Raw genomic sequence first — 13210 nt, 5'->3', positions numbered from 1 at the left:
GCAGTTGATCCAATCGCAGCGGATCACCACCGCGCACTTCGTGCCTTCGATGCTCCAGGCCTTCGTGCAAGAGCCTGCAGCCTCCGGTTGCACCTCGTTGACGCGGGTCATCTGCAGCGGCGAGGCATTGCCCAAGGAACTGGAAGCGCAGTTTCATCGCGTTCTGGGTGCGCCATTGCACAACCTCTACGGTCCGACAGAGGCGGCCGTGGACGTCACGTACTGGGCCTGCGATGTCAACGACGAAGCCACTTCGGTTCCGATCGGAAAGCCGATCTGGAACACGCAGATGTATGTACTGGATGCACAGCTGCAGCCGGTGCCCGCAGGCGTGCCCGGCGAGCTGTACATCGCGGGCACAGGTCTCGCTCGCGGCTATCTGAAACGTCCCGGCTTGAGTGCCGAGCGCTTTGTGGCCAATCCGTTCGGTGCACCGGGCAGTCGCATGTACCGCACGGGCGATCTCGCGCGATGGCGTGCCGATGGCGTGCTCGACTTCCTCGGGCGGGCGGACCACCAAGTGAAGATTCGAGGCTTCCGGATCGAGCTCGGGGAGATCGAAGACGCGCTTGCCCGCCAATCGGGTATTGCGCAAGCGGCCGTCATCGTCCGCGAAGACTCACCGGGCCACAAGCAGCTTGTGGGCTATGTGGTCGCAGATGCCGGCATCGACACCGCGAACTTGCGTCGCGCACTGTCCGACGCCCTGCCCGAGCACATGGTCCCTGCTGCCATCGTCGTGCTCGATGCGCTGCCGCTCACGCCCAACGGCAAGCTCGACCGCAAGGCCCTGCCCGCGCCGGACTTCACCCCGCAAAGCATTCGCGCCCCGCGCACGCCGCAGGAGAAGACTCTCGCGACGCTCTTCGCCGAAGTCCTGCGCCTGCAGCAAGTGGGCATCGACGACAACTTCTTCGACCTCGGCGGCGACAGCATCAGCTCCATCCAGCTGGTCAGCCGCGCGCGCAAGGCGGGCCTGGTCATCACGCCGCGCAATGTGTTCCAGCACCAGAGCGTGGCCGCGCTCGCCACCGTCGCGGTCCCGTTGGAAGACACCCCGAGCCTCGCGCCGTCGGACTTTCCGCTGCTCACACTGAGCCAGGTCGAGATCGAGCACTTGGAGGAGACCTCCCCTCCGCTCGAGGAGATCCTGCCCCTGTCGCCCCTTCAACAGGGCCTGCTGTTCCACGCGCTGTTCGACGAGCAGGAGGCCGATGCCTACGTGGTGCAGCTGGGCTTCGATCTCACCGGGCTGCTGGACACCGCTGCCCTGCGCGCAGCAGCCACCGCGCTGCTGCAGCGCCACGCCAACCTGCGCGCGGCCTTCTTGCACCAGAACCTCTCGGAGCCCGTGCAGATCATCCCGCGCGAGATCACTCTGCCCTGGCAGGACATCGACCTCTCGTCGCTCACCCCCGAGGCCCGTGAAGCGGCGCTCAAGCTCTGGCTGCAAGACGACCATGTGCGCCCCTTTGACCCCGCCCAGGCACCGTTGCTGCGCTTCGCGCTCATCCGACTAGCACCGCAGCGCGCGCGCCTTGTCTTCACCAGCCATCACATCCTGCTGGACGGCTGGTCCATGCCGATCCTGCTCAAGGAGCTGTTCGCGCTGTATGCGACCAAGGGCGACACGAGCGCGCTCCCACCCGTGGCGCCTTATCGCAGCTACCTGTCCTGGTACAGGCAGCAGGACCGGCCAGCCGCAGAAGTAGCATGGCGCGCCGCATACGCGGATCTTCAGGAGCCCACCCGACTAGCTACGGCATCGACATCCTCCTCGGGCCGCCAGGAGATGCTCCCGCTGAACCTGCCGCAGGCCTTGGGCGAGGCGCTCACGCGCAGGGCCCGCCAATACAGCCTGACGCTCAACACCCTGATGCAAGGCGCCTGGGGCGCGCTGCTCGCGCGCCTGACGGGCCGCCAAGACGTGGTCTTCGGCATCACGGTCTCGGGCCGCCCGCCCGAGCTGCAGGGCGTCGAAGGCATGGTGGGCCTGTTCATCAACACATTGCCCGTGCGCTTCCGGCTCCGCTCGTCCGAATCGGTCGTCGCAGCGCTTGCGAGGCTGCAAGACGAACAGTCTTCGCTTATCGCTCACCAGCATCTGGGTTTGACGGATGTACAGCGGCTGGCAGGGTTCGGTTCGCTCTTCGACTCCTTGCTCGTCTATGAAAGCTACCCGGTAGACCCCAACTCGCGCCAACCGTCATACAACGGCCTCGCAATAACGCATGCAGGTGCCAGCGGGGGCGACACCACGCACTACCCGCTGAGCATCACCATCGTGCCAGGAGCACAGCTTCAGTTGCGTGTGGGCTACCGGCCGGACCTGTTCGAGCGTGGTGTGGTCGAGCAACTGGTGGTGCGCTTGCAGCGCGTGCTTGAGGCCATTGCCCACGATCCCTCACAGCCCATCGGAAGCATCGAGGTGATGGCGCCTGAGGAGCGTGCACAGGTGCTGCTGGGCTGGAACGACACCGCTCATCCCGTGCCCGAATCGACCTTGCCTGCACTGTTCGAGCAGCAGGCCGCACGCACGCCCGATGCCACCGCCCTGGTCTTCGAGGATGCCTCTCTGACCTACGGCGAACTCAACGCGCGCGCCAACCAGTTGGCCCATCACCTGATTGCGCAAGGTGTGGGGCCTGAGAGCTTCGTTGCGCTCGCCCTGCCGCGGTCTCTGGAGTTGGTGATCAGCCTGCTGGCGGTCCTCAAGGCCGGCGCAGCGTATGTGCCGCTGGATGTGGACTACCCCAAGGACCGACTGGCCTTCATGCTTCAGGACGCATCACCGGTCTGCGTGATCAGCACCGCAGCTACGGCACAGTTGCTGCCTTCGGGTTCGCCCGTGCTGCTGCTCGATGACCCACGCACCGAGGCTGCGATTGCGGCGCGCTCAAGCACCAATCCATCGCAACTAATCACCTCGCTCAACCCCGCCTACGTCATCTACACATCGGGTTCCACCGGAAGGCCCAAGGGGGTCATCGTCTCCGAAGCCGCCATCGTCAATCGCCTCGCATGGATGCAGTCGGCCTATCAGCTCCAGCCGCATGACCGGGTGTTGCAGAAGACACCCGCAGGCTTCGACGTGTCGGTCTGGGAGTTCTTCTGGCCCTTGATCGAAGGGGCCACGCTCGTTGTCGCCAAGCCCGAGGGGCACAAGGACCCGAACTATCTTGCCCAGCTGATTCAGGCTCAGCGAATCACCACCGCGCACTTCGTGCCTTCGATGTTGCAGGCCTTCGTTCAAGAAGCCGCGGCTTCGGGCTGCACCTCGTTGACGCGGGTCATCTGCAGTGGCGAGGCATTGCCCAAGGAACTGGAAGCCCAGTTTCATCGCGTTCTGGGTGCGCCTTTGCACAACCTCTATGGCCCGACAGAGGCGGCCGTGGACGTCACGTACTGGGCCTGCGACATCAACGACGAGGCCACTTCGGTCCCGATTGGTCGACCGATCTGGAACACGCAGATGTATGTGCTGGATGCGCAATTGCAGCCGGTGCCGGCGGGTGTGCCAGGTGAGCTGTACATCGCAGGCACGGGGCTGGCGCGTGGCTATCTGAAGCGTCCCGGCCTGAGTGCCGAGCGCTTCGTGGCCAATCCCTTCGGTGCACCGGGCAGCCGCATGTACCGCACGGGCGACCTCGCGCGATGGCGTGCCGATGGCGTGCTCGACTTCCTCGGGCGGGCGGACCACCAAGTGAAGATTCGAGGCTTCCGTATCGAGCTGGGCGAGATCGAAGACGCGCTTGCCCGCCAACCGGGCATTGCGCAAGCGGCCGTCATCGCCCGAGAAGACTCACCGGGCCACAAGCAGCTTGTGGGCTATGTGGTCGCAGATGCCGCCATCGACACCGCGAACTTGCGCCGGGCGCTCTCCGATGCCCTGCCCGAGCACATGGTCCCTGCTGCCATCGTCGTGCTCGATACGCTGCCGCTCACGCCCAACGGCAAACTCGACCGCAAGGCCCTGCCCGCGCCGGACTTCACCCCGCAAAGCATTCGCGCCCCGCGCACGCCGCAGGAGCAGACCCTCGCCGATCTCTTCGCCGAAGTCCTGCGCCTGCAGCAAGTGGGCATCGACGACAACTTCTTCGACCTCGGCGGCGACAGCATCAGCTCCATCCAGCTGGTCAGCCGCGCACGCAAGGCCGGTCTGGTCATCACGCCGCGCAACGTCTTCCAGCACCAGAACGTTGCCGCACTCGCGACGGTGGCGGTTGCACTGGACACGCGCAGTATCGAAGTCGACATCGCCGTGGGCCCGGTCCCGCTGACGCCCATCGTGCACTGGCTGCGCGAGCGTGGTGGTCCTATCGACCGTTTCAACCAGTCGATGCTGCTGCAAGTGCCCGCGAACCTGCAGAAGGCCCATCTGCTCGCCGCGCTGCAAACATTGCTGGACCATCACGACGCGTTGCGCATGCGGCTGCACATATCGGAGACCAGCGACTGGCAACTCGAGATTCCGCCTGCGGCAACGATTCATGCAGAAGACTGTCTGCATCAGGTCGACATGATCGGCCTGCACGAAGACGGCCTGCGTGTGCTCGTGGCGGAAGCCTCGCGCGCAGCTTCAGGGCGTCTCACCCCCGAAGCAGGGCGCATGCTGCAGGCCGTCTGGCTCGATGCAGGCAGCGCACAACCCGGACGCCTGCTGCTGACCATTCATCACCTCGCGGTCGATGGCGTTTCCTGGCGCATCCTCGTGCCCGACCTGCAGGCCGCCTGGGAAGCCGCGCTGCAAGGCCGGCAGGTAAAGCAGGAATCGCAAGGTACGTCCCTGCGACGCTGGGCGCGGCGATTGAGCGAGGCTGCCACGAGCCCGCTCCGCATGGCCGAACTGCCGGTCTGGACGCGCATCCTCGGTGCGCCCGATCCGTTGCTCTCGCCACGGCCGCTGGACCCCGCCCTCGATACGGTCGAGACGGCAAGGCGCCTGACCTTGACGTTGCCCGTTGCGCTCACGTCGGTTCTGCTGACACAGGTGCCGGCGCTCTTCCACGGCCGCATCAACGATGTGCTGTTGACAGCCTTCGCGCTGGCCGTGGCCGATTGGCGCCGCCGTCGCGCGCCTTCTCGCGATAGCCGTGCCAACGACGTGCTGTTCGATCTGGAAGGCCATGGCCGCGAAGAGATCTTCGAGGGCGCAGATCTCTCGCGCACCGTGGGCTGGTTCACCAGCCTCTTCCCTGTGCGGCTCGACCTTCAGGGCATCGACCTCGACGACGCCTTGCGAGGTGGCGAGCACATGGGCCGTGCACTCAAGCAGAGCAAGGAGCAACTGCGCGCCCTGCCCGACAACGGCCTGGGCTTCGGGCTGCTGCGCTACCTGAACCGCGAGACGGCCGACGTGCTCGGCACTGCCACGCCGCAGATCGCCTTCAACTACCTGGGGCGCTTCTCGGCACCCACCGCAAAGGACTGGGCCACCGCACCGGAGGCCGCAGCGCTCGGCGGCAGCGCAGACCTGCAGATGGCCCTGTCCCACGCCATCGAGCTGGACGCACTCACCCGAGACTTCACCGATGGTCCCCAACTCTCGGCCACGTGGTCCTGGGCCGGCAGGCTCTTCTCGGAAGATGACATCCAGGCACTCGGTCGGACATGGTTCCGGGTGCTGGAGGCGCTGGTCTCCCACGTCCGGCAACCCGCGGCCGGCGGCTTCACGCCATCGGACTTCCCGCTGTTGGCGCTGGACCAGTCCGAGATCGAACGTCTCGAGCGGGCATCTCCCCCGCTCGAAGACATCCTGCCGCTGTCGGCCCTGCAGCAGGGCCTGCTGTTCCACGCGCTGTCCGACGGGCAGGAGGCCGACGCCTATGTGCTGCAGCTGGGCTTCGAGCTCACCGGACCGCTGGACGCTGCAGCCCTGCGCGCGGCTGCCGCCGCGCTGCTGCAGCGCCACGCCAACCTGCGCGCAGCCTTTGTGCAGCATGACCTCCCCGAGCCCGTGCAGATCATCCCTCGCCAGGTCGTGCTGCCCTGGCAGGAGATCGACCTCTGTGCGCTTGCATCCGAGGCGCGTGAGACCGAGCTTGTCCGCTGGCTGCAGGGCGACCGGGTACGCCCATTCGATCCAGCCGAGGCCCCGCTGCTGCGCTTCACGCTCATCCGCCTGGCCTCGCAACGCGCCCGCTTCGTCTTCACCAGCCACCACATCCTGCTGGACGGTTGGTCCTTGCCGATCCTGCTCAAGGAGTTGTTCTCGCTGTATGCGAGCCGGGGTGACGCGCACGCGCTGCCGCCGATAGCGCCCTATCGCAATTTCCTGTCCTGGTACAGGCAGCAGGACCACGCAGCCGCCGAACAGGCATGGCGCACCGCCTTCGCGGGCATGCAGGAGCCCACACGGCTCGTCGCAATACCTGCAACCTCCTCGGGCCGCCAGGAGATGTTCTCGCTGAGCCTGCCGCAAGCCCTGGGCGAAGCGCTCACTCGCCAGGCACGCCTGCACAGCCTGACGCTCAACACCCTCATGCAGGGCGCCTGGGGCGCCGTGCTGGCACGGCTCACGGGCCGCAATGACGTGGTCTTCGGCATCACTGTCTCCGGGCGTTCGCCGGAGCTGCCGGGCGTGGAGGGCATGGTGGGCCTGCTCATCAACACCTTGCCGGTGCGCATGCGGCTCCACGCGTGCGAGCCGGCTGTCGCGACGCTTGCAAGGCTGCAGGACGAGCAGTCGTTGCTCATCGCGCACCAGCACCTGGGCCTGACGGACATCCAGCGAATTGCAGGGTTCGGTTCGCTCTTCGACAGCCTGCTCGTCTACGAGAACTACCCGGTGGCGCCCACCGCGCGCCAACCTTCGTACAACGGCCTGTCCATCGCCAACGGCGGCTCCAGCGGCGGCGACACCACGCACTATCCGTTGAACTTCACCATCGTGCCGGGAACGCGCGTGCAACTGCGCGTGGGCTATCGGCCGGATGTGTTCGACCGCTCTGCCGTGGAGCAGATCACGCACCGGCTGCAGCGCATGCTGGAGGCGATTGCGGCCGATCCTTCGCAGCCCATCGGAGGCATCGAGATCCTGCAGCCAGAGGAGCGCGAGCGGATTCTTCTGGGATGGAACGACACCGCGCATCCGGTGCCCGACGTCACGCTGCCCGTGCTCTTCGAGCGGCAAGCCGCGCGTGCGCCCGATGCGGTTGCCCTCGTCTTCGAGGACACCTCGCTGACCTATGGCGAACTCAATGCGCGCGCCAACCAGCTAGCTCATCACCTGATCGCGCAGGGTGTCGGGCCCGAGAGCTTCGTCGCGCTCGCCCTTCCGCGTTCACTCGAACTGGTCGTCAGCCTCTTGGCCATCCTCAAGGCAGGTGCGGCCTACGTGCCGCTGGACGTGGACTATCCGAAGGACCGGCTGGCCTTCATGCTGCAGGACGCATCGCCCGCCTGCCTGATCAGCGACACGGCTAGCGCGCGATTGCTGCCCCAGGGCACACCAACCCTGCTGTTCGACGATCTCGACACCACGGTTGCGATTGCCGCGCGCTCGGCCGCCAACCCCGAGGACCGTCATCGCACTCGCCCACTCACGGCCTCCAACGCCGCCTACGTCATCTACACCTCCGGCTCCACCGGCAGGCCCAAGGGCGTGGTCGTCACGCACCGCGGTATTCCCAGTCTCAGCACCAGCCAGATCCGCCAGTTCGCGGTCACGCCGCGCTCGCGCGTGCTGCAGTTCTCTTCGATGAGTTTCGATGCGGCGTTCTGGGAGGTGTGCATGGGACTGCTGTCAGGTGCCGCGCTGGTGCTTTCCCGCACGCACGACCTTCTTCCCGGAGATGGGCTTCGCGCCGTCGCGGCCAGGCACGGCGTTACTCACCTGACCATCCCTCCAGTCGCATTGGCGGCCATGGCGGAAGACAGCCTGCCCGAGGTGTCCAGCCTGATCGTGGCCGGCGACTTCTGCGCGCCGCAACTGGTCGCGCAGTGGTCCGAAGGCCGGCAGATGGTGAATGCCTACGGGCCCACTGAGTCCACGGTCTGCGCAACGATGAGCGCCCCGCTGGCCGGCGCGGGTGCGCCGCCCATCGGCCGGCCCATCGGCAACACGCAGGTGTACGTGCTGGACGCCGCACTGCAGCCGGTGCCCCCGGGCGTGCCGGGTGAGCTGTACATCGCAGGCGCGGGTCTCGCGCGCGGCTACCTGAAGCGCCCGAGCCTGAGTGCCGAGCGCTTCGTGGCCAATCCGTTCGGTGCACCGGGCAGTCGCATGTACCGCACCGGCGACCTTGCGCAGTGGCGTGCCGACGGCGTGCTCGACTTCCTCGGCCGCGCCGACCAGCAGGTCAAGGTTCGGGGCTTTCGCATCGAGCCCGGCGAGATCGAGGCCGCGCTCGCGCGCCTGCCCGGCGTGGCGCAAACCGCCGTGATCGCACGCGAAGACTTCCCCGGGCACAGGCAGCTCGTGGGCTACGTGGTCGCGGCCGACGGCCACGACGTGGACACCGCGGCGCTGCGCCGTGCGCTCGCAGCCGACCTGCCCGACCACATGGTGCCCGCGGCCATCGTCGCGCTCGATGCATTGCCGCTCACGCCCAACGGCAAGCTCGACCGCAAGGCCCTGCCCGCGCCCGACTTCACGCCGCAGCGCACCCGCGCACCGCGCACGCCGCGGGAAGAAATCCTTGCGGCGTTCTTCGCCGAAGTGCTCGGTCTCGCCCAGGTGGGCATCGACGACAACTTCTTCGAGCTCGGCGGCCATTCGCTGCTCGCCACCCGGCTCGTGAGCCGCGTGCGCTCGGCGCTGGGCGTGGAGCTGGCGATCCGCACGCTGTTCGAGGCACCGTCGGTGGCGCAACTGGCGCACCGGTTGGGCGGCGCGCGCACCGCGCGCACGACGCTGCAGCCGATGGTGCGGCCGGCGCAGATTCCGCTGTCGTTCGCGCAGCAGCGCCTGTGGTTCCTGCATCGTCTGGAAGGCGCGAGCGCGACCTACAACATCACGCTCGCCCTGCGGCTGTCCGGCCGCATCGACGATGCGGCGCTCGCAGAGGCGTTGGCCGATCTCGCGGCGCGTCACGAGAGCCTGCGCACCGTGTTCCCCGACACCGGCGACGTGGCGCAGCAGCTGATCCTTCCGCCCGAGTCCGCACGGCCTTCGCTGCAGGTGCGCGAAGCGTCCGAGGCCGAGCTGCTCGCGCTGCTGGCCGAGGCCACGTCCTTGGGCTTCGAGATCGCACGCGAGCTGCCGATGCGCGCCACGCTGCTCCACCTGGGCGGCGAGCAACACGTGCTGCTGCTGCTGTGCCATCACATTGCCAGCGACGGCTGGTCGCTCACGCCGCTGGCACGCGATCTCTCGGCGGCCTATGCCGCACGCTGCCTGGGCAAGGCGCCCGCGTGGACGCCGCTGCCGGTGCAGTACGCCGACTACACGCTCTGGCAGCGCGAGCTGCTGGGCGACGAGCACGACGCGGACAGCACCAGCGCGCGCCAGCTGGCCTACTGGCAACGCACGCTGGCCGGCCTGCCCGAACAGCTGGAGCTGCCCACCGACCGGCCGCGCCCGGCCGTGTCCTCGCATGCGGGCGCGGCGGAAATCTTCCGCTTCGATGCCGACTTGCATCGCGGCCTGCAGACGCTGGCGCGCGAGGGTCAGGCCAGCCTCTTCATGGTGCTGCAGGCAGGCCTTGCGGCGCTGTTCACCCGCATGGGCGCGGGCACCGACATCGCCCTCGGCAGCCCGATCGCGGGACGCACCGACGAGGCGCTCGACGACCTCGTGGGCTTCTTCCTCAACACGCTGGTGCTGCGCACCGACACCTCGGGCAACCCGAGCTTCCGCGAGCTGCTGGCCAGGGTGCGCGAGACCGACCTGAGCGCCTACGAGCACCAGGACCTGCCGTTCGAGCGGCTCGTCGAAGTGCTCAACCCGCAGCGCTCGATGGCGCGGCATCCACTGTTCCAGGTCTCGCTCGTGTTCCAGAACAACGCGCGCACAAGCTTCTCGCTGCCGGGGCTGCAGGTCGGCACCCAGCCCATCGACATGAGTTCGGCCAAGTACGACCTGTCCTTCACGCTTTGGGAACAGTTCGACACCGCGGGCAAGGCCCAGGGGCTCACCGGACGCCTGGACTACGCGACCGATCTCTTCGATCGCGCCACGGTGCGGTGGATGCTGCATCACTTCGAGGCGCTGCTGCGCTGCGTGGCCGCGAACCCGGCCACGGCGCTGTTCCAGATTCCACTGCCGAACGACGCAGCCGCCGAAGCCGCCTCCGCCGCCACCCTGCCGAGGCCGACGCAGGCCTTTACGCCGATCGCGCGCGAAGAGATCGAACAGACCCTCACCCATCGTTTCGAAGCGCAGGTACGGCGATCACCCTCGGCGGTTGCCATCACGCACGAAGGCACGGCATGGACCTACGAGGCGCTGGACCGCAAGGCCAACGGCATCGCCGCCACGCTGCGGCGGACGCTCCGTCCGGGCGCAGGTCGGGTGCTACTGCTCTTCGGCCACGGGCCGGAGATGGTGGCGGCCATGCTCGGCGTGCTCAAGGCCGGTCGCAGCTACGTGCCGCTGGACCCGCTGCATCCCGCCGAACGGCTGAGGTTCATTGCGGCCGACTCGGAAGGCCAGGTGCTGCTGTGCGAGCCGGGATTCAATGAGCTGGCCGCGAGCGTCTGCGATGCGGGGCACATTCCGGTGCTCGACCAGTCGCAGATCGCCCCCGCGGACAGTGCCTCCGACGCCGAACGGCATCCGGGCAGCGAGACCTACGTGCTCTACACCTCGGGCACGACCGGGCAGCCCAAGGGCGTGGTGCAGGTCGATCGCAACGTGCTGCACTTCATTGCCGCGTACACCAACGCGCTGCACCTGGACGCCTCCGACCGGCTGACGCTCTTCAGTTCCTACGGCTTCGATGCGTCGGTGATGGACATCTACGGCGCGCTCCTGAATGGTGCCGCGCTCGCCATCCATGACCTGCGCCAGGTCGAGTTCGAGCAGTTGCACGGCTGGCTCGAGGCAGAGCGCATCACGGTCTGGCACTCGACGCCGACGGTGTTCCGACTGGCGGCCGGCGGCTTCCAGGGCCGCAAGTCGTCGTCGACGCGGCTTATCGTGCTCGGCGGCGAAGAGGCCGCGCCGTCGGACCTCGCCCTGCTCGCGGACAACTTCGGACCCGACTGCCTGCTGGTCAACGGCTACGGGCCGACGGAATCCACGGTGACGGCGCAGTTCTTCGCCCATGCGCGCAGCCAGGTGCAGGGCACGCGGCTGCCCATCGGGCACACCGTCGAAGCGACGCGCATCGTGCTGCTGGACCCGCAGGGCCAGCCCACCGACCTGTTCGGCGAACTGGCGATCTGCAGCAGGCACGTCGCGCGCGGCTATCTCAAGCGTCCCGAGCTGAATGCGGAGCGCTTCGTGGCCGATCCGTCCGGCGCACCGGACAGCCACATGTACCGCACCGGCGACCTCGCGCGGTGGCGGCCCGACGGCATGCTCGAATTCCTCGGGCGCGCGGACCAGCAGGTGAAGATCCGCGGCTTTCGCATCGAGCCCGGCGAGATCGAGGCTGTGCTCCTGCGCCAGCCCGGCGTCGCGCAAGCGGCCGTCGTCGCGCGTGAGGACCAGCCAGGACACAGGCAGCTCGTGGGCTATGCGGTCGCGAAGGACGCAGAGGTGCTGGATGCCCACGCATTGCGCGCCGCGCTGTCCGGGTACCTGCCCGACTACATGGTGCCCGCGGCCGTCGTCGTGCTGGACGCGCTGCCGCTCACGCCCAACGGCAAGCTCGACCGCCGCGCGCTGCCCGCGCCGGACCTCACGCCGCGGAATATCCGCGCGCCGCGCACGCCGCAGGAAGAGGTGCTGGTCACGCTTTTCGCGGAGATCCTCGGCCTGGCCAGGGTGGGCATCGACGACAACTTCTTCGAGCTCGGCGGCCATTCGCTGCTGGCCACCAAGCTGGTGAGCCGCGTGCGCTCGGCGCTGGGCGTGGAGCTGGCGATCCGGGCGCTGTTCGAGGCGCCCACGATCGCGCAACTGGAGCCGAAGCTGAAGAACGCCCCTGCAGCACGCAAAGCCCTGCGCGCCATGCGCTGAGCACAAGACCAGACCGAAGACACGTAGTCACTCGAAATTCAAAGCCACGCCATGATGATCCCCTTGTCCTTCGCCCAGCAACGCCTGTGGTTCCTGCACTGCCTGGATGGCGCCAGCTCGACCTACAACATTCCCCTGGCACTGCGCCTTGTCGGCAGCATCGACGACGCGGCGCTCGGGCAGGCGCTGTGCGATGTTGTGGCCCGGCACGAAAGCCTGCGCACCATCTTTCCCGATACGAGCGACACGCCCCGGCAAGTGATCCTTGCACCGGAGGCTGGCAGGCCGGCGCTGCAAGTGCGCGAGGTGTCTGAGGGAGATTTGCCGCAACGCCTGGCCGAAGCCATCGCACACGGCTTCGAGATCACAAGCGAGATTCCGATCCGTGCCTGGCTGTTCCACCTGGGCGCCGACCAGCATGTGCTGCTGCTGTTGTGCCATCACATCGCCAGCGACGGTTGGTCGGCCGCGCCGCTGGCGCGCGATCTTTCGTCGGCCTATGCCGCCCGCCTGCAGGACCAGGCACCGACATGGCCCCCCCTGCCGGTGCAATACGCCGACTACACACTCTGGCAGCGCGAGTTGCTGGGCGACGAGGCCGACCCAGGAAGTACCGGTGCCCGCCAGTTGGCCTATTGGCAACGCACCCTGGCCGGCCTGCCCGAGCAATTGGAACTGCCCACCGACAGGCCGCGTCCCGCGGTCTCGAGCTACCGCGGTGAGAATCTGCTGATACAGATCGGCGCACCGGTCCACCAGAAGCTGGCCGCCCTTGCACGCGAGAGCCAGTCCAGCTTGTTCATGGTCCTGCAGGCCGCGCTGGCGACGCTGTTCACCCGCATGGGTGCAGGCACCGATATCGCCCTGGGCAGTGCGATCGCCGGGCGCACCGACGAGGCACTCAACGACCTCGTGGGCTTCTTTGTCAACACGCTCGTGCTGCGCACGGACACCTCGGGCAATCCGAGCTTCCGCGATCTGCTCGCACGGGTGCGCGAGACCAACCTGAGCGCCTATGAGCACCAAGACCTGCCGTTCGAGCGGCTGGTCGAAGTGCTCAACCCCACGCGCTCGATGGCACGGCATCCGCTGTTCCAGGTCTCGCTGGTGTTCCAGAACAACACGAGGGGCAACTTCACGTTG

2 protein-coding genes are annotated in these 13210 nt (G+C 67.5%); both read left to right on the top strand.

Going from position 1 to position 13210, the window contains the following annotated elements; all coding sequences use genetic code 11:
* Positions 1–4 precede the first annotated feature (4 nt).
* On the top strand, positions 5–12067 hold the full coding sequence (locus ACSFA7_RS33400; protein WP_435503335.1) for an amino acid adenylation domain-containing protein: 12063 nt from the start codon (positions 5–7) through the stop codon (positions 12065–12067).
* Positions 12068–12118: 51 nt separating this feature from the next.
* Positions 12119–13210: condensation domain-containing protein (locus ACSFA7_RS33395; protein ID WP_435503334.1), on the top strand; the 1092-nt coding region annotated here is incomplete at its 3' end.

The sequence above is a fragment of the Variovorax trehalosi genome, assembly GCF_051216415.1.
In the GTDB taxonomy this organism is placed as follows: domain Bacteria; phylum Pseudomonadota; class Gammaproteobacteria; order Burkholderiales; family Burkholderiaceae_C; genus Variovorax.
This window is presented reverse-complemented; position numbering and strand designations above follow the sequence as displayed.